Below are 18,022 nucleotides of genomic sequence, written 5' to 3'. Positions count from 1 at the left end.
CATTCCATGGTGAGAGACTCTGGAGTGACGGTGCGCGCCGCCGCCAGCACGCCGTGACCTTCCTGACGCTGGCGCTGATCGCCGTCGTCGCTCTGGCCGGGCCCCTGCTCGCACTGCCGGTCCGCTGGAACCTGCCGGTGGTCCTGGGCGAATTGCTGGCCGGCATCCTGATCGGACGCACGGGGCTCGCGCTGGTCGACCCGGCGGATCCGACCTTCAGCCTGTTGGCCAACATCGGCTTTGCGCTCATGATGTTCGTGGCTGGAACGCACGTACCGGTACGGGATCCGCAGATCCGTTCCGCCCTTGGCCAGGGGGCGCGCCGCGCCGGCCTGGCGGCTATCGCAGCCGCCGTGGTTGGCACCGGCCTGGGCCTCGCCTTCGGCACCGGGCACGCACCGCTGTACGTCGTGCTCCTGGCCTCCTCGTCTGCGGCGCTGGTGCTGCCCATTGTCGATTCCCTTCGTCTGGGCGGACCACAGGTGATTGCCATGACGGCGCAGGTGGCCATCGCGGACATCGCCTGCATTCTCGCGTTGCCGCTGGCAGTGGACCCGCCAAACGCCGTCCGCGCCGCATTCGGGGCGCTCGCGGTGGGGATCTGCGCCGTCGCGCTCTTCTTCGCGCTGAACCTGCTGGAGCGCCGCGGGACCCGACGGCGCATGCATCGCCTCTCTGAGGACCGCAAGTTTGCCCTCGAGCTCCGCATCCAGCTGGCGCTCCTCTTCGCCCTGGCCGGAGTGGCAAACTTCGGGCACGTCTCTGTCATGCTGGCCGGCTTCTCCTTCGGTCTGGTGGTGGCGGCCGTCGGCGAACCCCGACGCCTGGCGCGCCAGCTCTTTGCCGTCAGCGACGGATTCCTCGGTCCGATCTTTTTTGTCTGGCTGGGATCCTCCCTGAACCTGCGCGACCTCGCCGGCCACCCGGACATGGCGGCCTTGGGCCTCTCACTGGGCGTCGGCACCGTACTCCTGCACGCCGGCCTGAGGGCGTTTGGCCTGCCGCTGCCCCTCGGGGTGCTCTCCGCAGCCCAGTTGGGAATCCCCGTCGCGGCCGCCAGCATCGGAACGCAGCTCCACGTCCTGCAGCCCGGCGAGGATGCCGCGCTGCTCCTCGGAGCCCTCGTCACCATTGCCGCCAGTTCCCTGGGCGGCGCGCGTGCCGCCCGGTCCTTCGCCGCGCCGCTCAAAGCCTGAAGCAGGGCGGCCCACGGCGCTGGGCTTCGGCTGCCTTCCGCTGTCAAAAATTGGGAAATCGTGCATCCACTGGGGGTTGGCTACCCGCGAGTAGCCCGCCTTCGCCAGAAACCATTGCACAAACGTGCAAAAGTGACTGCGCGTCATGATCACGTTCCTAGGCTGAAGTGATGGACGTGAGCCGGATCACAGGGGGACGGATCCCTAACTCACCTCCATCCACGCTGACCCCTCACAGCCGAGGGGCCCAACCGAAGAGGTATTCCGTGTCCCAGCTCAACCACACTTCCCGACCCAAGCGCACCTTGGCCAAATCCGCAGCATTGGGGGCGATTGCGCTCCTGTGCGGATCCCTGGCGTCAGCACCGGCAGCCACCGCCGGCACCGTGGATGTCTCCCCTCCCGGTGCTAACGACTGGTCGTGCAAGCCCTCCGCGGCGCACCCCAACCCGGTAATCCTCGTTCCTGGAACGTTCGAGAGCATGGCCAAGAACTGGGCCACGATGGCGCCGGCCCTCAAGAGCGAGGGTTACTGTGTCTACGCCCTGAACTACGGGACCACCAATGGCATCGACGCCACCGGCCCAATCGCGGACTCCGCCGCGCAGCTGGCCCCGTTTGTGGACGCCGTGCTGGCCTCGACCGGGGCGAAGAAGGTCGACCTCGTGGGACACAGCCAGGGCGGCATGATGCCGCGCTACTACATGGGCTTCCTGGGCGGCGCGAAGAAGGTCAACCAGCTGGTCGGCATCGCCCCGTCCAACCACGGCACCCAGGGGCTGATTACCCCCACGCCGGGCTCCGTGCCGCCGGCCACCTCTGCGGGCGGCTCCAACTGCCAGGCCTGCGCAGACCAGCAGGCGGGTTCGCCCTTCCTGACCAAGCTGAACTCCATCGGAGACACCGTGTCCGGGCCGGCCTACACCGTCATCTCGACGACCCATGACGAGGTGGTCACGCCGTACCAGAGCCAGTTCCTGGCTGGACCGGCGCAGAAGGTCACGAACATCACCATCCAGGACAAGTGCCCCGCGGATGTGATCGAACACGACCAGACACCCAATGACCCGGTGGTCCAGCGCCTCGTGTCCAACGCGCTGGGGCGTCCGGCCGGCCAGCCGGCGGACCCCGCTTTCCAGCCCAGCTGCCTGTAAGCGCAGCTTCCGGGTAATCCCCGGAAATACCGGGGGCGGGCGGACGTAGAATCAGGCATGAGTCTCGTCCGCCCGCCCTCCGCCCGGAACTGAGCCGGGCCGCCGTGAGCCGCCGCCGTTGGTTCCACAGTGCTCCGCCCGGCCTCAGCATTGTCCTCGACTACCGGCGGGCCTGGCTGAAATCCGACCTGGCTGCCGGGGCCGCCCTGAGCGCCGCCCTGATCCCGGCCGGCATGGCGTATGCGGAAGCAGCCGGGCTGCCCGCCGTCACCGGACTCTACGCCTCGGTGATTCCCCTGTTGGCGTACGCCGTTTTTGGCCCCTCAAGGGTCCTGGTCGTGGGGCCGGATTCCTCCCTGGTCCCCATGATCGCCGCCGCGGTCCTCCCGCTGGCTGCCGCGAACTCCGGCCATGCCGTGGCGCTGGCAGGGGTGCTGTCCCTGCTCATCGGGCTGATGCTGCTGGTGGGCAGGTTCCTTAACCTCGGGTTTGTCACGGGCCTGCTGTCCAAACCCATCCGCGTGGGCTACCTCAATGGAATTGCCCTCGTGGTGATCGCCAGCCAGTTGCCCAAGCTGTTGGGCGTCCCGGCCACCGGCGGCTCGCTCGCCGAAAGCCTCGCCGGGACGGCCCGGAACGTGGCGCAGGGCGCGGCCCAACCCCTGGCGCTGCTGTTTGGTGCCGGCACGATCGCGGTCATCCTCGGCTGCCGGGCCCTGCCGTGGAAGGTTCCCGGCGTGCTGCTTGCGGTGCTTGCCTCCATGGCGATTGCGGCGGCGGCAGGCCTGGAGGCCGCCGTGCCGGTGGTGGGTGAACTCCCGGCCGGGCCGCCAGCGCCAGATCTCGGAAGCGTCCGCCCGGCGGAGGTCCTGGCCCTGCTCGGCCCGGCGGCCGGCATCGCGCTGATCGCCTTCGCCGATACCTCCGTGTTGTCCAAAAGCCTTGCCCGCCGCCGGGGCGCCCACGTGAACGGGAACCAGGAAATGGGCGCCCTCGGCCTGGCGAACGCCGCGTGCGGCCTCTTCGGCGGGTTTCCGGTCTCCGGGAGTGCCTCCCGCACCCCGATCGCCCTCGAGGCGGGCGCCCGGAGTCCGCTCAGCGGCGTGATCGCGGCGGCCCTGGTGGTCCTGTTTATGGTGGCGGCCCCCGGGGTCACCTCATTCCTGCCCTCCAGCACCCTGGCCGGCGTCGTGATCGTCGCGGCAGTCTCGGTCATCGACTTCACGACGCTGGCTCGGCTGGTCAGGATGAGCCGGACGGAAGCGGCGCTGTTGCTGGCGACGTTCCTCGGCGTCGCCTTTGTGGGCGTCCTGGAAGGGGTGGTGGTCGCGATTGGCCTGTCCCTGATCGCTTTTGTGCTGCGCGCCTGGGATCCCTACCGGACGGAACTGGCCAGTGTCGAGGACATGCCCGGCTACCACGACCTCAGCAGGCACCCGAACGGACACCGGGTGCCCGGGCTGGTGATTGCACGCTTCGATGCCCCGCTGTTTTTCGCGAACGGCGCCGTGTTCGCCGAGCACATCCGGACGCTCGTGGCGCACGCCCCTGCTCCGGTGCACTGGGTGGTGGTCGCCTCGGAAGCCATCACGGACCTCGACACCACCGCCCTGGACGATCTGGTGGAACTCGACGACGAACTCGCGCAGAAAGGCGTCAGCCTGGTGTTTGCGGAGATGAAGGGTCCGATCAAGGACCGGCTGATCCGTTTCGGCGTCAGCAGCCGGTTCGGCCCCGACCATTTCTTCCCCACGGTGCACAACGCCGTGCGCTCCTACCGCAAAGAGTTCGACCTCCCGTCACCGTAACCGGCACCGGCGGTGGCAGCGGCTCCGGCGGCCGCCCCCTCAGCCGCGCAACGGTATGACGTCCACGCCGCCGTCGGCCTCCTCGATAACAAGCACCCGTTTGGCGCTCACCCCGGCCAGTGCCTCGGCCAGGCCTGCGCCAGAGGGCACCCGCGGCCCCCCGACGCCGGGCCCGGGCACACCCTCGCTTGTTGCGGAAGCGGCAGCGGTGAGCGCCGGCACGCCGACGTCGGCCCGGCTCCACAGCGTGACCCCGGCCCCGGTCAGCTCTTCGACCGCCCGGCGCAGCGGCTCGGCGTCGGGACCGGCCACCAGGATCACGTGCCCGATCGAGCGTTTGCCGCCGGTCCCCGCTGCCGCCTGACGGGACCGGTCCTGCCGCCAGACGGCGAAGTGGTACCCGGCGGCCAGGGCCGTGGCCACCAGCAGCCCCAGCGGCGCACGGATCCGATCCACCAGGCTGCCGCCCGTTACCTCGGCCAGGAAGAATTCGAAGAGCCGGTACCCGATCACCAGCAAGGCGACCAGTGCCACCACGGCGCTGAGGCCGAACACGGCGACAAGGTAAACACGCCGCCCCGTCGGAACCGCGGTCTCCTGCCGGTGCTGCCGCGCCGGACGCCACGCCAGCCACCAGACCGCGCCGCCCACCACGAGCGAGCTGATGCCGCCGAGCAGCAGCGTGCGCGCATTGCCGCCGGCGAGCGGCGAAACCGCGATGGACAGCGCCGCGTTCACAATCACACCGACGCCGGTCGCGGCCGCCGCCAGCGCCACGCCCGACGTCACCAGCATGCCCGCCTGCCGGGTCCGCTCGGAGCGGCCGGTGGCGGCGGTGCGGTAATACCGCCAGACCAGCGCCCCGACGGCTGCCGCAGCTATGGCGGCGGCGAGCGGCGACAGCAGTTCCAGCAGGGGGTCCTCCCGGTCAAAAGCCAGCCGCAGCAGCACAAAGAGGACCGTCCCCGCCCCGCCCAGCGCGAGCAGCCCGGCCGCCAACACACCCACCACGACCAGCCCCACATCGGCGAACCCGCCCCGGAGCCGGCGCGCGTTACCGCGGACCCAGTGCCACCACCACACCAGGGCTCCCCCGGCCGCCCAGACCAAATCCTGGAGGGCGGAGCGCCACCAGGGATCCGCGGCTGCCGTCAGCTCCAGGGACCCCCGGATCGCGATGTCCAGCAGGGCAGCCAGCGCCGTCACCGCGCCGCCGACGCCGATTCCCAGCCCGAAGTAGGTGCCGATCACGGCCGGCACACTCGAGAGTTCGAGCGGCCCCCGCACGGGGTGCCGCCACATCCAGCGGTGCCACACCCACACCAGGGCCCAGACCACCCCGACGGACAGCGGCGCCCGCCAGTCCGGATTTTCATCGCCGATGAGCGAGGCCGCCATCGCCAGCAGGGACGTCACGAACAGGATCAGGGACACCGTGTAGACCGCCGCCACATAGAGGCCCCACGACGGCGCCTCCCGCTCCCCGGCCTCGTCGAGCCGGCGCCAGATCAGCCACCACAGCAGCGCGGCGAGCGGGCCGCCGATCAGGGTAAACGCCAGATTCAGCGCCAGCCCCGCCACGCCCTCCCCGGCCAGCACCTGCCCGGCGCGCAGCAGGCGTTCCAGCAGGCCGCCGAGCCCGTTGGCGGCGATCACCACGAGGGCGAACAGCAGCACAAACACCACCAGGCGGCGGACCTTGGCTTGGGCAGACCCGGCGGCAGGGGCGGGGTGGATCCGCGCGGCACTCATTTTTTCACCACTGGGCCGGTGCAGGTCTGAAGGCTGTAAGGGAGTTCATTGATCTTCCATTTGCCCGCCACCTTCACGAGGACAACCACGGCGTCCTCGGCAAATTCGGAGGGGCCAAACGGGCCCTCGGCGGACGAATGCACGATCGAGATCTTCACCGTCGCCGTCTCACCGCGCTCGGTCGTGGACACCAGAACCACCCGGCTGGCCTGCGCGCCGCCGTAGTAGTTGGCGCACCGGGACCGGGCGTTGTCGGTGAGATAGGCGTCCGCCGCGGCGGGATCGGCGTCGATCACCGCCTTGCTGTAGCGCTGCACGACGCCGGCCGGGGACGCTTCGTCCAGCGGTTGCGGTTCCCCGCGAAGGAAGACCACGGCCAGCGCCACCACCACCAGGACGGCGATCGCCGCTACGATGCCCAGCAGGACCCGGTCCGGGCGGCGGTGTCCGGGCGCCGGTTCCGGCTCCGGAACCCTTGCTTCGTCGCCGTGTGGCGCTGCCGGCGGTCCGGGGTCGTACGGCGGTTGGCTCATGCCGTCAGTATGGATGCCCGCCCCAGCACCGTCATGGTGTCTTTAGGCCCTTTCAGCGCCCCGGCGTGTCGACGACGCTGGCAGCAAACATTACGCTCAGACGATGGGGATCATGCGGAAAATCTTCGGCCCGGAACCGGCGCGCGTCCTGCTGCTGCTCATCGGCGTGGCCGGCATCCTGCTCGGCGCCGCACCGGCGGCGCTCGCAGTCCCGCCCGCCGACGTCGTCGTGGCCGACCGGGCGGGCGTCCTGGACAGCAACACCCTCCTGCCCGCGGTGCGGAAAATCGAGTTCTACCAGCCCACCAAAGTGGCTGTGTATACGTATAACGGCACCGCCGCGGACAACCTCAACGAGGAGGTGCTGCGCTACGCCCGCGCTGAGCACCCGGACTGGATCAGCGCGGACGGGCAGAAGTGGGCGGACGGCCTGTTCATCTTCGCGCTGGATCCGGTGGGCCGGCACGTCGGAACCTACATGGGCGAGGACCGGAAGGTCTCCCTCGAGCAACGCGATGACATCCAGAACGCGGCCAAGGACCTGCTGCGCGATGCCCAATGGACCGAGGGTACGATCGCCGGCATCCGGCGCGGGGCCGAATTGATCAACCAGCCCTGGTACCGCTCCACCGCCTTCCTCGTCGCGGCCTGGAGCGCGGCGGGTGCCGTGGTCGCCGGTGCGGGCACCTGGTTGCTGGTGCGCTGGCGGACGAGGGTGGGCAGCCGCAAGGAGATCGCCCGCGGGGACGCGAACTACGCCAACGTGAGCATGGACCTGCAGGTCACCGAACTCAACGCCGGCACCATCCCGGAGTCCTCCCGCTACGGCAGCACGGTGCTGGAAAAGAACCGCACCTTCCTGGGCCGGTACAACACGGCCACCGGCCTCTTCAACCAGGTACACGCGCTCACGCAGCGTCAGCTGGGCCGCCGGTCGAGCCTGGCGCTGGCCCGGCAATACGCGGATGCGGCGGCCGAGCTCGACGCCCTGGACGACGTCATCTCGGACACCAACGCCCTGCTGAACCGCGGGTCCACCTGGGCGACGGCCTGGGACCGCCAGCTTGCCCCCTTCCGCAGCGACTTGGCCGGCATCGAGGGCCTGCTGGCCAAGAACCACGGTGAGGGCGGCTCCGCGACCGCCGCGTCGCTGCGCTCTTTCCGGGACCGCAGCCAGCGCGACATGGAACGCTGGACGGCCGAGCTGTCCGACGGCAGCATCAGCCCGGAAACGGCGCTGGACCGGCTGCGCGACGCCCGGACCGAGCTCTCGGAGCTGCTGAAGGCCCATGCCGAGACCGTGATCGCCGGCTATGCCCGCAACGAGCGCGAGGCCGGGCTGATGCGCAAGGAAATGGAGCAGGCCCAGTCCGGGACGGGCAGGAAGCAGCGGCCCCGCTACGAACCCAGCATCCTGGGCACCGTCTACCCCTCCTACTACTTCTTCTCGGTCCCCACGTTCAACACTGGCCTCACCACCGGCGTCAGCAGCGTCAGCACCGCCCGTGGCGGCAGCACCACGGGATATGGCGGCAGCGGCGGCAGTTTTTCCGGCTCCGGAAGTTACTCCAGCTTCTAACGGGCTGCGATGAAATTCATCTCGACAACCGCTCGCCAAGCGAGGATTCTAGGCCCCGTAAGCAGTTCATTTCCCTGATCGAAAAGAGGGAGTGCAATGTCCGCAAACGTTGTCACCCAGCTGCAAGTGAAGTCGCACAATTCCCCGGATGAGAAGCGCCGCCCAGACAAGAGCGAGATCGATATTGTGTCCGTCGGCGACTACACCATCGGCCGGTTCAGCTTCGAGCCGGGGTGGCGCTGGTCCGACTGCATCAAACCGGTGGTGCACACGGATTCCTGCCAGAACAGCCACGTCGGGTTTTGTGTCTCCGGCCGGCTGATTGTCGAGACGACCGACGGCGGCCGGATCGACGTCGGCCCCGGCGATTCCTACACCATTCCCCCGGGCCACGACGCCTGGGTGGAAGGCGGGGAACCGTTCGTCGGGGTGGAGTTCCTGAGCGCGGCCACGTTCGCCAAAGCCGCGGAATAGCCGCCCGGCGGTTTCAGCGGCTCAACCGGGGAAAAGCGCGGCAGAGACGGTCCGGGTCAGCAGGTGGATGACCCGGGTGCGGCTCGTTATTTCCGCCGGACTCCGGCCCAGGGTGTAGACCACAAACGCATAGGCCTTCCCGCCCCGGACCAGGATGCTGGCGTCGTGCAGGTTGCCGTAGAGCAATCCGTATTTGTGGAACACGACGACATCGGGCGGCAGCGCCGCCGGGATGAGCGTTTCCAGGTTGGTGTTTTGCATGTAGGACAGCAGTTGGGCGGTATTGGCCGCGTTGAGCAGTTGGCCGGTGTAGAGCAGGGCCAGCGTCCGTGCGGTTTCGGCCGGCGTGAGTTTGTTGTAGGCGCGGTCGTATTCGATGCCGATCGAGGCCGCATAGTCGGTTAGGCGCCGGGACCCGAGCGCTTCGAGGATCATGGCCCACGACTCGTTATTGCTCTGCTGGATCATCTGGCGGATCTGCAGGCCCGCGGTGCTCACCCCCATCGGCTCGTCCAACGACAGCTCCCCCGTTTCGGCCAGCCGGTAGTAGGCCGCCGCGGCGAGGACCTTGGCGGTGCTGGCCGCCGTGAACTTGGTGCGCACGCCGTATTCGTGCACAGCGCCGTCCGCCAGGTCGATCAGCGCCACGCCCAGCTGGTAGCCCGGGTAGCTATGGATGATGCCGTTTAGCTGCGCCTCGAGGTCGGGTCCGATGGACGGCGTCAGCGCCACGGCGGCGGCCGCCCCTAGTGGTGCCCCGGTCGCCGGCGCACCGGTTTCGGGCGCACCGGTTTCCGGCACGCTCTGGAGTGGAGGGTTCTCCGCGGAGACCGGCGGCACGGCCGACGACGGCGGCGGCGGCGGCGTTCCTGTTCCCGCGCCGGCCGGCTGGACCGCGGGGGTTGGCGCGGTGCCGGCAGTGGGTGCTGCCTGCTGCCCGGCGGGCGGCGTCGGGCCCGGAGCGGCGGGCGCTGCGGGCGCGGCCGCCGTCGCACCTGCTGGGCCCGGGGCGGAGTATGGCGGGTTGGACGGGACCGCTGCCTGGCCCACGGCATAGACGCTGGTAGCCAGCACCAGCGCCAGGATGGCGCCGATCCCGGTCAGCGTCTCAGCGCTGGGCCGCGGGAACCGCCCCCGCCGCGTGCCCCGGACCCCGAGGCGGCCGGAGCCGCCGTTTCGCACCAGACCCACAGGGCATCATCCCCGGCCGGTCGAATCTGACCACTGGCCGGTGCCCGTGGGCGCTGTTATAGGCATGCAATTCCTCCAGGCACAGGAACTTTCGTGAACCGCGGTGCTTCAAAGTCCCTGAATTTTGCCTGTCAGAGGCCGCCGCAGCAAGGGCCGGACCTTGAGGAAACCTTGGCTCAGGATCCCAGTTCCTGGCGCCTGAACCGCAGCTCCCGCTGGGCGCCACGCAACGGGGAGCCTGCGAACGGCAGTTCCTCGAGACGGATTGCGCCGGCGGCCGCAAGGGCTGTGCGGTTGGCTGCCGCCGCGGCCCGCGGCGGCAGCCCGAGGGTGTCCGCGAGTTCCGCCCAGTGCCTGGCCTTGAGGTTCTTGGTTTTTCCGGCCACGGGCAGCGCGAGGGTTTCATCGCCGTAGAGCAGGGTGCATGGAACGTCGTACACGGGGGCCATAATGAAGCCGGCGGCGCCGCCGAGGACGGCCAGGTTCTTCGCGTGTAGATCGCCGTTGCCGGTCAGCCAGGCGAAGAGGAACTGCAGGTACAGGTTGCGGCTGGCAACCAGCGGCGCCTTGCAGACACCGGCCAGTGCGGCGGCCACCTGCTCGGCGCTCACGCCGTATTTGGAGGCCGGTGGAAGGCCCAGCACCTGGGTGCCGTCCTCCAGGGGAAGCCGGTGCCACGCGCCGTCGGGGGTCCTATAGCGGTCGAACCGTTCCACCAGCAGCCCGGGGAGCCCGTTCCGGTCGGCGATGACGGAGCTCTTGGCGACCGGGATCTTCAGCGCTTTCGCAGCTTTCAGATGGGCTGCCTCGTTTTCCACCAGATGGGGATGTTCCGGCGGATCCAGCTTCAGCAGGTAGCGGTGCCCGCGCAGGGCCAGCGGCGTCGTCAGCATGGAGGCACTGGTTTTGCGCTGCACGCCAGGGATGCCATGCAGGTCCACGGTGTTTGCGAGGAAAGAAAAGTCCAGCTCCTCGGGCCGCGAGGTGTCGGCCAGGGCCGCTGGCTCCGCCGGGGGTTCGCCGGCAGGCACCACCTGGACGTCGCCGGGCACGTCGGAGCCGACGGCGAGCAACAGGGTCAGCTCGTCGTCGAAGCTTGTCTTGGTGGCGTTCTTGAGCACGGTGAGCCGGTGTCCCTCGGGCAACAGGCCGGCAAAGAAGGCCGGCAGGGCCCCGGCCGGGGCTTCCACCGCCGCCTCGGACGGGGGGAGCGAGACTGCGACGGCGGGATGGCCGCCCGCAAGGTATTCGGCGAGGTAGGAGAAGCGGACGCCGCCATGGCCGGTGCGCGCCAGCTGCCCGGCCGGGACCCCGTTTTTGTACACGTCGGCGGTCCGGACGAAGCGCAGATCCTGCAGTTCCCCCGGCATCAGGCCACCGCGAGCTTCAGGCCCAGCACATTGGCCACGGCCACCACTGCCTGCAGCGAGGGGTTGCCGGTTCCGGTCTCAATGGCGCGAACGGTGCGCTCCGACGTGCCGGCCAGGTGCGCCAGGTCCTCCTGTGTCAGCCCGGCGTCCTTCCGGCTCCGGCGGATTCCCTCGGCGATCGCCGCCACATCACCCACTGCTGTTCCTTCCAGACGGACCCGCCACGTCGGTCCGGCATCATATTGCCGGTTCAAGCGGGAGACTTCCCCTATCGTGCCGCAGTTTCTGGATTTCGGCAAGATGCTGCCGAAAGAGGTCTGAGTGAGCGCCTGCAGCCCGCTTTCGGGGGCTCACCGGCACTATACTGCCGGTCGCCTCGGCCGGCGACGGTTCCCCGCCGGGCGGTTCCCCGTGGTCCGGTGCGCGCGTAGGCTCGGCACATGCGGAAGATCATCCATGCAATGCAGGTGTCCCTGGACGGGTTTATGGAAGGCCCTAACCGGGAACTCGACTGGCACATGGTGGACGACGAGCTCCACAGCCACTTCAATGAGGAGCTCCGCACCATGGGCGCCTTCCTGGACGGCCGCATCACCTTTGAGCTGATGGCCGGCTACTGGCCGACGGCGGACCGGGACCCGGCCAGCACGCCGCCCGAGGTCGAGTTCGCGGGTATCTGGCGAGAGATGCCGAAAATCGTCTACTCCAGAACCCTGGAGCGCGCCGACTGGAACACCACGGTGGCGCGCGAGGTCGTGATTGAGGACGTCCTGGCACTCAAGGCACAGCCCGGCGGCGATCTGGCCCTGGGTGGGGCCCGGCTGGCGGACAGCTTCCGCCGGCTCGGACTGATCGACGAGTACTGGATCTACATCCACCCGGTCCTGCTGGGCCAGGGCACGCCACTGTTCAAGTCCGCGGAGAGCAGGACCGCGCTCACGCTCGCCGAAACGCGGACGTTCGGCAACGGCGTGGTCCGGCTGCGGTACACCAGCTGATGACGTACACCAGCTAGGGTGCCCCGGACCAGCGAAGGCCGGTGGCCGGCTGTCGTAGCGACAACCGGCCACCGGCCTTCGGGAGTAGCGCTGGTGCAATATCTACTCGGGGATTAGGCTCCGGCGCGGACGAAGGTCACGCCGCCGGTGGCGGTCAGCCAGGAGAGCGGGTGCGAGATCGTCTGGTTGGATCCGTTCATGCCGCCGCTGATGACCTGGCCGTTGCCGGCGTAGATGGCCACGTGGCCGGACTGGACGATCATGTCGCCCGGCTGCGGGTCGGCGACAACCTTGCCGTAGTTCATGAACTGCTGGGGACCCAGGTCGCCCACCGGGATGCCGGCAGCGCCGAGGGCCTTCTCGACCATGGCAGTGCAGTCCTGGGTGATGCCGATCTGGCTGTAGGCGGCAGAGAGCATCGCGGCGTTGACTCCGCCGGCCGGGGCCGGGGCCGGGGCAACGGCAGCCTGGGCCTGGACGGTGATCTTGGGGGCGGCCGGAGCCTGGGCGACGGCGGGCGCGGCCGGTGCGGCCGGTGCGGCAACGGGCTTGGGCTGCTCGACTACAGGCGCCGGCGTGGTGGCCACTGCCGGACGGTCGAAGCTGATCTGGACCGCGGAGTCGGCGGTGACCGGGGCCGAAACCTTCCCGGCGACGTCGACCGATGATGCCGGGGCGGACTCGCGCTCAGCCGGTGCGGCCGCCGCGTTGGCCGCCATGCCGCTCGTCAGGACGAGGCCGGACGCCGCCATAAGGACCGCGGCCTGGCGGCCGATGGTGCCTGGCTTGACCGAAAATGCTGAGGTCCGTCCTGCGGGGACGTCGGAACGATGGCGCGCAGCAGTAGTGCGTGAAGTCATGTTTGTAGCCTCTCCCAATGCCTGCGAGGTGAGCTGTCGGATTCGGATGGGAGGCACCCGGCCGCGGACCCGTCAGAGCGGGCTGTGCGGCTTCACCCCAAGACCCGCCGGAGCGGCAGGTCATAAGTGGTTTCCCCGTCTCTGCCAGAAGGTTGCATTCGGATCCCGGGCCGCGGCAGAGTTAGGCAATCGGCTCGGAAGCGCCCGTATCGGAAACAAACAGGCACCTATCCACGGTAACGGTACTGGGCGGTAATGTCACATTCAGGTAACGGAGGCGTGTCCTGGCGGGGAATTAGGCCTAGGGCACCGAGCACTGCCACGCATAGGATGGGCTCATCCAGCGTTCCCCGAGCGGAAGGCCCGTTATGAACCGGCATTGTGTCGCCATCTGCCAACTCAGTGACCAGCCGCAGGAGGATTTCGACGTCAATACGGAGCTGCTGGTGCTCGAGGGCGGGGAAATCCACGTCGCCACCTGGGATGCCGAACCGCGCGACGGCGGATTCGACGTCCACGTCCTGAACGACCGTGTGGATGCCCTCGGCTTTATGGTCGTGACCGACTGGCAGTTCCTCGACGGCAGGGCGTACGCCGTGGTGGAGCGCCGGCCGCAGCGCTAGGGGAACCTGCGGCTCCGGCCCGCGCCGGAACGGAGTTCGCCCGTCGGTGCCAGCAGGGCCGCTCGGCGCAGCCACGGGTCCGGGTCCTGCAGCCACCGTTCCAGGACGGCCTCGGCCCGCCTCCGGGCCGCCCCGTCAAGACCGGCGATCAGCGGCCCGACGACGTCGACCGCCAGCGGATCCGCCAGCTCGGGCAGGCGCGCACCGCGCAGAAAGCCTTCGATCCGGGTCAGGTCCGAGTTGTCCAGCACAGCGAGATGGGACTGCAGCAGGACGACAGCGGCGAGGCGGCGTTCGAAGACCGGTACCGCCCACAACTCCGAGCTGAGCGCCGTGATTCCGTCACGGCCGAGGTGCCGGTAGCGGCGGAGCGCATCCCGGACCGCGCCCCGGACGGCGCCGACGGAGGCGCCATAGGACCGGAGTTCCGGACCGAGGCGGGACCGTGTTTCCTCGGCCCGCTGCCAGGTGCTTTCGCGCTGCAGCGCCGCATCAATGAAGTCACCGGCCTCGCTCATGGGTCCATTCTGTCGCAGCCGCCAGCCCGCTCCTGCGGCCGGGGTCAACCCTGCGCGGCGAACTTACCGCGTGCGATGCTCTCTGCGGAGTGTGCCGGGTCCCCGTCGTAGGGTTCGTCGGAGATGTCGAGGACCGGATAGTCGGCCAGGTCCAGGGCCCCGGGGATAACGAAAGAACCGGTTCCCTGGCCCAGGACACCCAGGCTAACCATCCGGGACAGGTCGGCCGAGCCCACCCACACCTCGCGGAAGCCCGTGAGTTTCTCCTCGGGAAGGCTGACGACCAGCTGCCGCGATCCGTCGGGGAGCTTCTCCACGAGTGCGCTGCCGCTGGCCGAGTGTCCTGCCAGCGGAGCCAGCGAGGCTTCGGCCAGGAGCACCGCCGTAGGCCCGGATGGGGTGGGCTGTGCCACCGGCGGCTGGGCGGGGCCCAGGACGGTCACGGCCGTCCACGCCCCGGCAGCGCCCAGCAGCACCCCTGCGGCCAGACCGAGTATCCATGATCCGCGCCGTGGGAAGCCCTGGCCCGTGTGCCGCTGGCCCGGCTGCCGCCCGGCGGGATGCGGGTTCGACGGGGCCGGGTGCCATTGCGCCCCGGCAGCTCCGGCCGGCCGGTCCTCCGAGGGACGGTCCCCCGCCGGCTGGTCCTCCGCGTGAGGGGCTTCGCCGCCGCGGGGTGGGCGCAGGGGGTCGGCGGCCAGGGCGGGCGAGAGCCCCAGCGCTGAGTGGATCGCGGCCCAGTTATGGCTGCCCGGCACTTCCAGAGGCACCTGGTCCGGGTTGAGCGTGGCGACGTAGACGGTGTTCAGCAGTGCGTCGAGCGTCGTCGCGCAGTCGTGGCAGCCGTCCAGGTGGAGCCGTTCCTCCGCACTGGCGGGCCGTTCGCCCAGCGCCAGCAACGCCAGGAGCTCATCGTCAAGATGCTCCATGTTCCACCTCCAGCCGGGACCGCAGCCGGGCGAGGCTGCGTCGGATATGGCTTTTGACCGTGCCAAGCGGAAGATCGAGCCGGGACGAGATCTGGTCGTGCGTCAGATCCTCGTAGAACGCCAGCCGCATGATGGACGCCTGCGGGTCCCCCAGGCGCTCCAGCTCGTCGTCGAGGGTCAGGCGGTCCGCGAGCGCCTCGGCATGCGGCCGGTCGACGCCGGTTGCCGGGTCGTTGACCAGGTAGAGGGCTGCCCTTTCCACGTCCCGCCGGCGGGAGCGGGCGGACAGGGCATCGGAAATGGCATTGCGGGTGATCCCGATCAGCCAGGCGGGCAGCCGGGCCGCGTCGGGGCGATAGCTGGTTCGCGATTTCCAGGCGCGGATGAAGACCTCCTGCGTGACGTCATCGGCGGCGCCGTGTTCGCGCAGCGCCCTCAGCGCCAGCGTATGGACCAGGGGTCCGAGCATGCGGTAGGCCTCTGCGAGCGCCTGCTCCTCACCCGCGGCGAAGGCATGGTCAATGGAAACATCCCATTCACGATCAGTAGCCTCCAACAGGTGCTCCTTAGAGCGGCAATGAGACCCGTGGAACGCCATTATTCCCCGGGCCTCGGCGCACCGCAATGGAGGAACCTGCGGGAGGACGGATGGCGGGACCGCGATCGCCGCGGCCCCGCCATCCGTTCGGCGCAAATTCAGCACCTGACGGACCGCTCAGTCGTCCTGCCGTGCGGACTTCACCACCTGCACTGCCAGGTCGAGGTTGTGGTCAGCCAGGCTGCCCCAGGCGTAGACGATCGTGTTCTTGCCCTTGCTGACCTTCACATCCGCGGGGCCGATCAGGGCCTCGGTGCTGCCCGCTGCGGCCACGGAGGCGGAGATGGTTCCTGCCTTAAGCGTGAGTTTCTTCTCGTCGGGGTTCTCGAGGCCCGTGATCACGGCTTTGCCACCGGCAAGGACGTCGACGGCGGGTGCCGCGGCTACGTGCCGCACCGTCAGCTTGCCCTTGCCATCGGGGCTGGCCGAGGTGTCGTTCTTGAACAGCGTGGCCGTGGGCTTTCCGTCCGCCGTCAGGTGCGCCACAGCGGTGTAGTCCCGGCCCTCTTTGAGATCTACCTCAACAGGGCCGATCACGGGGTTGTCGGCGCTCGTGGAGTCCGCGCCGGTGATGGCAATCTTGTGCTCCCCCTCCCGGACATTCAACGGCCCCGCCAGGGTGCCCGGGGTGAAGTTATCCAGCGTCAGCTTTCCGTCCACCCACACGTCCACGATTACCCCGGGGACGCCGTGAAGAACGGAGAGTTTTGCTGTGTCATGGTCGTGGCGCTTCTCCCCGGCCTGCGCCGGGGCTGCAAAGGCAAGCCCTGCCAGCAGCGTCAGTGCGCCGGCTGCAGCAGAGAGTGATTTCGTATGCATGTGGAACTCCTCATTGAGGCCCGGATGCGGGCGGTGTTTCGCTTACACCCTTACTACCGGCCGGGGGTGCCGAACGGATGCATGAGTGCCACATTTTCTTCTCCGGGTCATGGGCCGGGGACCATCAGGCGTTTTGCGAACAAAGGTTACGATCGAGTAACGTTGACGGCTGGCCCGAGGGCCAGGCCCGAACGCAGGGCCCCGGATGCCCGTTATGCAGGGCGCCGCCGCGCCAGCCGGCGCCTGCTCGCCCTGTCCGCCAGGCGGGGCTGAAAGAAGCTGCCAGAAGCTCGCCAGCGCCCCGATCGCGCCCTGCGCTTGCGCCAATTCAATATCCCGGAGGGGTCACTTGTTCAAGAAGATTGCCATCACCGTTACCCTCGGTGCCTTGTCGCTGACCGGATGCAGTGCTGCGTCCTCGGCCGGTACCGCCGCGCCCACCAAGGCGGCCAGCCCGACGTCGTCGGCGCGGGCAGCATCCCCGGCGTCGACGCCGGCCACCTCCGCCGCCGCTGCGCCGGCCCCTGCAGAGACCACTGCAGCGGCCCCGGCAGCTCCGCCTGCTGCCGCGCCGGCGGCGCCCAGCACTCTCCCGGCGGCGCCGGTGGCAGCACCCGCGGCGCCGGCAGCACCGGTTGCCGCCCCGGCCCCGGCAGCCCCCGCAGGCGACGGAACACAGGCCGCCGCCGCCCTGGGCTGGGGTCCCGTCCTGGCCGGCGACGAATTCTCCTACGCCGGAGCCCCGGACGCCGCCAAATGGGGCGTCTTCAACGGTGCCGGCCATGCCGGCAAGGGCGTCCGCAGCCCCCAGGCGTGGTCGGTGGCCAACGGCGTCGCGACCGTCACCGGCGACGCGGCCGGCACCACCGGCGGGATGTCGGCAAAGTTCGGCCAGCAGAAATACGGCCGCTGGGAGACCCGGATGAAGACCAACGTCCGCGACTCCGAGTACCACCCCGTACTGCTCCTGTGGCCGAACAACAACACCTCGCCGAACTGCGCCGAAGTTGATTTCGCCGAAGGCACCTCGAACACCGCTGCCATGAAGTTCTTCCTGCACTACGCCTGCAGCGGCGGGGACTTCCAGACGACGGCAGCCACGCCCGTGGACACCACGCAGTGGCACAACTACGCGGTGGAGTGGACGCCTGCCGGCATCACCGGCTACATCGACGGCGTGAAGACGTTCAGCGACACCAACCCGGCACACCAGCCCACGGTCGGCATGCACCAGACGATGCAGCTCGACTGGTTCCCCGACGGCACCGCCACCAGCCCGTCGCAGATGCAGCTCGACTGGGTCCGCGTCTACCAGTAGGACACACGCGCGCGGCGCCGCGCCGGCGCCGCATCACCACGGCGCCGTCACACTGCAAAGGCACCGTCCTCGGCTGAGGACGGTGCCTTTGTGGTGCAGGGGCACAAATCCTCTGGTGCCGCCGGGGCGGGGGGCAGAGGCTGGGCGCAGCACATCTTTCGACGGCAGGGAGTCCAGTCGTGCGCCCAGGTGCTGCAACAATCCGAATCCCCGGCGGTCCCCCGCGGAGACAGCGCTGGTTTTTGGCGTGCGCCGCGGCCGCGCTGGCTCTAAGCGGCTGTACACCGGGATCACCGTCACCG

At 69.3% G+C, this 18,022-nt stretch carries 19 protein-coding genes and 1 riboswitch; of the genes, 8 read left to right on the top strand and 11 right to left on the bottom strand.

Annotated elements, in window-relative coordinates; translation table 11 throughout:
• Positions 1 to 53 precede the first annotated feature (53 nt).
• The 3 genes from E7Y32_RS12675 to E7Y32_RS12665 all read left to right on the top strand — a co-directional run bounded on the left by E7Y32_RS12675 (position 54) and on the right by E7Y32_RS12665 (position 4,158).
• Entirely contained in the window at positions 54 to 1,196 is a 1,143-nt protein-coding gene (locus E7Y32_RS12675; protein ID WP_146337414.1) for a cation:proton antiporter, read from the top strand.
• A gap of 305 nt (positions 1,197 to 1,501) precedes the next feature.
• On the top strand, positions 1,502 to 2,350 hold the full coding sequence (locus E7Y32_RS12670) for an esterase/lipase family protein (protein WP_395940454.1): 849 nt from the start codon (positions 1,502 to 1,504) through the stop codon (positions 2,348 to 2,350).
• A gap of 104 nt (positions 2,351 to 2,454) precedes the next feature.
• Complete coding sequence (locus tag E7Y32_RS12665; RefSeq protein WP_146337412.1) at positions 2,455 to 4,158, top strand: SulP family inorganic anion transporter; 1,704 nt, start codon at positions 2,455 to 2,457, stop codon at positions 4,156 to 4,158.
• Between the two features lie 39 nt (positions 4,159 to 4,197).
• Here the strand turns inward: E7Y32_RS12665 and E7Y32_RS12660 are convergent, their stop codons facing one another.
• Both E7Y32_RS12660 and E7Y32_RS12655 read right to left on the bottom strand, forming a co-directional pair.
• A complete protein-coding gene (locus tag E7Y32_RS12660) occupies positions 4,198 to 5,910 on the bottom strand; it encodes a DUF5671 domain-containing protein (RefSeq protein WP_146337411.1) in 1,713 nt (570 codons plus the stop codon).
• Complete coding sequence (locus tag E7Y32_RS12655; protein WP_261382437.1) at positions 5,907 to 6,443, bottom strand: hypothetical protein; 537 nt, start codon at positions 6,441 to 6,443, stop codon at positions 5,907 to 5,909. Before E7Y32_RS12655 ends, E7Y32_RS12660 begins: the two co-directional genes overlap by 4 nt.
• Before the next feature lie 103 nt (positions 6,444 to 6,546).
• Here E7Y32_RS12655 and E7Y32_RS12650 point away from each other — a divergent pair, with 103 nt between their 5' ends.
• Positions 6,547 to 8,022, top strand: coding sequence for a DUF5129 domain-containing protein (locus E7Y32_RS12650; protein ID WP_146337410.1), 1,476 nt, complete (start codon positions 6,547 to 6,549; stop codon positions 8,020 to 8,022).
• 96 nt (positions 8,023 to 8,118) lie between these two features.
• On the top strand, positions 8,119 to 8,496 hold the full coding sequence (locus E7Y32_RS12645; protein ID WP_146337409.1) for a cupin domain-containing protein: 378 nt from the start codon (positions 8,119 to 8,121) through the stop codon (positions 8,494 to 8,496).
• Between the two features lie 21 nt (positions 8,497 to 8,517).
• Here E7Y32_RS12645 and E7Y32_RS16475 read toward each other — a convergent pair whose 3' ends face one another.
• The 3 genes from E7Y32_RS16475 to E7Y32_RS12630 all read right to left on the bottom strand — a co-directional run bounded on the left by E7Y32_RS16475 (position 8,518) and on the right by E7Y32_RS12630 (position 11,254).
• A complete protein-coding gene (locus tag E7Y32_RS16475) occupies positions 8,518 to 9,687 on the bottom strand; it encodes a class A beta-lactamase-related serine hydrolase (protein ID WP_261382436.1) in 1,170 nt (389 codons plus the stop codon).
• Positions 9,688 to 9,863: 176 nt separating this feature from the next.
• Positions 9,864 to 11,057 (bottom strand): type II toxin-antitoxin system HipA family toxin, encoded by a 1,194-nt coding sequence (locus E7Y32_RS12635; protein ID WP_146337408.1) that lies wholly within the window; start codon positions 11,055 to 11,057, stop codon positions 9,864 to 9,866.
• Entirely contained in the window at positions 11,057 to 11,254 is a 198-nt protein-coding gene (locus E7Y32_RS12630; RefSeq protein ID WP_146337407.1) for a helix-turn-helix transcriptional regulator, read from the bottom strand. Before E7Y32_RS12630 ends, E7Y32_RS12635 begins: the two co-directional genes overlap by 1 nt.
• 243 nt (positions 11,255 to 11,497) lie before the next feature.
• Here E7Y32_RS12630 and E7Y32_RS12625 point away from each other — a divergent pair, with 243 nt between their 5' ends.
• Positions 11,498 to 12,055, top strand: a complete 558-nt coding sequence (locus E7Y32_RS12625) for a dihydrofolate reductase family protein (RefSeq protein ID WP_146337406.1) — start codon at positions 11,498 to 11,500, stop codon at positions 12,053 to 12,055.
• A gap of 113 nt (positions 12,056 to 12,168) precedes the next feature.
• Here E7Y32_RS12625 and E7Y32_RS12620 read toward each other — a convergent pair whose 3' ends face one another.
• Positions 12,169 to 12,915 (bottom strand): NlpC/P60 family protein, encoded by a 747-nt coding sequence (locus tag E7Y32_RS12620; protein ID WP_146337405.1) that lies wholly within the window; start codon positions 12,913 to 12,915, stop codon positions 12,169 to 12,171.
• 4 nt (positions 12,916 to 12,919) lie between these two features.
• A riboswitch (cyclic di-AMP (ydaO/yuaA leader) is annotated at positions 12,920 to 13,113 on the bottom strand.
• A gap of 170 nt (positions 13,114 to 13,283) precedes the next feature.
• On the opposite strand from E7Y32_RS12620, the gene E7Y32_RS12615 reads away from it, so the two are divergent.
• Positions 13,284 to 13,538 (top strand): hypothetical protein, encoded by a 255-nt coding sequence (locus E7Y32_RS12615; RefSeq protein ID WP_146337404.1) that lies wholly within the window; start codon positions 13,284 to 13,286, stop codon positions 13,536 to 13,538.
• On the opposite strand, the gene E7Y32_RS12610 is transcribed toward E7Y32_RS12615, so the two are convergent.
• The 5 genes from E7Y32_RS12610 to E7Y32_RS16470 all read right to left on the bottom strand — a co-directional run bounded on the left by E7Y32_RS12610 (position 13,535) and on the right by E7Y32_RS16470 (position 16,939).
• Entirely contained in the window at positions 13,535 to 14,056 is a 522-nt protein-coding gene (locus tag E7Y32_RS12610) for a DNA alkylation repair protein (protein ID WP_146337403.1), read from the bottom strand. The two genes, E7Y32_RS12615 and E7Y32_RS12610, sit on opposite strands and share 4 nt — an antisense overlap.
• Before the next feature lie 44 nt (positions 14,057 to 14,100).
• The gene (locus tag E7Y32_RS12605) at positions 14,101 to 14,985 is read right to left on the bottom strand and encodes an anti-sigma factor (protein ID WP_146337402.1); all 885 of its coding nucleotides are present in this window, start codon (positions 14,983 to 14,985) and stop codon (positions 14,101 to 14,103) included.
• On the bottom strand, positions 14,972 to 15,541 hold the full coding sequence (locus E7Y32_RS12600) for an RNA polymerase sigma factor (RefSeq protein WP_261382435.1): 570 nt from the start codon (positions 15,539 to 15,541) through the stop codon (positions 14,972 to 14,974). Before E7Y32_RS12600 ends, E7Y32_RS12605 begins: the two co-directional genes overlap by 14 nt.
• 159 nt (positions 15,542 to 15,700) lie before the next feature.
• The gene (locus E7Y32_RS12595; protein ID WP_146337400.1) at positions 15,701 to 16,402 is read right to left on the bottom strand and encodes a DUF4397 domain-containing protein; all 702 of its coding nucleotides are present in this window, start codon (positions 16,400 to 16,402) and stop codon (positions 15,701 to 15,703) included.
• Positions 16,403 to 16,747: 345 nt separating this feature from the next.
• Complete coding sequence (locus E7Y32_RS16470; RefSeq protein WP_261382434.1) at positions 16,748 to 16,939, bottom strand: hypothetical protein; 192 nt, start codon at positions 16,937 to 16,939, stop codon at positions 16,748 to 16,750.
• A gap of 67 nt (positions 16,940 to 17,006) precedes the next feature.
• On the opposite strand from E7Y32_RS16470, the gene E7Y32_RS16465 reads away from it, so the two are divergent.
• A complete protein-coding gene (locus E7Y32_RS16465) occupies positions 17,007 to 17,720 on the top strand; it encodes a glycoside hydrolase family 16 protein (protein WP_261382433.1) in 714 nt (237 codons plus the stop codon).
• Positions 17,721 to 18,022 lie beyond the last annotated feature (302 nt).

This window comes from Arthrobacter sp. UKPF54-2, assembly GCF_007858535.1.
Lineage (GTDB): Bacteria > Actinomycetota > Actinomycetes > Actinomycetales > Micrococcaceae > Arthrobacter.
The sequence above is the reverse complement of the archived record's forward strand: the minus strand, read 5'-3'. Positions and strand labels throughout refer to the sequence as shown.

Coding starts and splice junctions, on each gene's coding strand:
- E7Y32_RS12660 (WP_146337411.1), bottom strand. CDS start 5,910: ATGAGTGCCGCGCGGATCCACCCCGCCCCTGCCGCCGGGTCTGCCCAA.
- E7Y32_RS12655 (WP_261382437.1), bottom strand. CDS start 6,443: ATGAGCCAACCGCCGTACGACCCCGGACCGCCGGCAGCGCCACACGGC.
- E7Y32_RS12650 (WP_146337410.1), top strand. CDS start 6,547: ATGGGGATCATGCGGAAAATCTTCGGCCCGGAACCGGCGCGCGTCCTG.
- E7Y32_RS12645 (WP_146337409.1), top strand. CDS start 8,119: ATGTCCGCAAACGTTGTCACCCAGCTGCAAGTGAAGTCGCACAATTCC.
- E7Y32_RS12635 (WP_146337408.1), bottom strand. CDS start 11,057: ATGCCGGGGGAACTGCAGGATCTGCGCTTCGTCCGGACCGCCGACGTG.
- E7Y32_RS12625 (WP_146337406.1), top strand. CDS start 11,498: ATGCGGAAGATCATCCATGCAATGCAGGTGTCCCTGGACGGGTTTATG.
- E7Y32_RS12620 (WP_146337405.1), bottom strand. CDS start 12,915: ATGACTTCACGCACTACTGCTGCGCGCCATCGTTCCGACGTCCCCGCA.
- E7Y32_RS12615 (WP_146337404.1), top strand. CDS start 13,284: ATGAACCGGCATTGTGTCGCCATCTGCCAACTCAGTGACCAGCCGCAG.
- E7Y32_RS12610 (WP_146337403.1), bottom strand. CDS start 14,056: ATGAGCGAGGCCGGTGACTTCATTGATGCGGCGCTGCAGCGCGAAAGC.
- E7Y32_RS12605 (WP_146337402.1), bottom strand. CDS start 14,985: ATGGAGCATCTTGACGATGAGCTCCTGGCGTTGCTGGCGCTGGGCGAA.
- E7Y32_RS12595 (WP_146337400.1), bottom strand. CDS start 16,402: ATGCATACGAAATCACTCTCTGCTGCAGCCGGCGCACTGACGCTGCTG.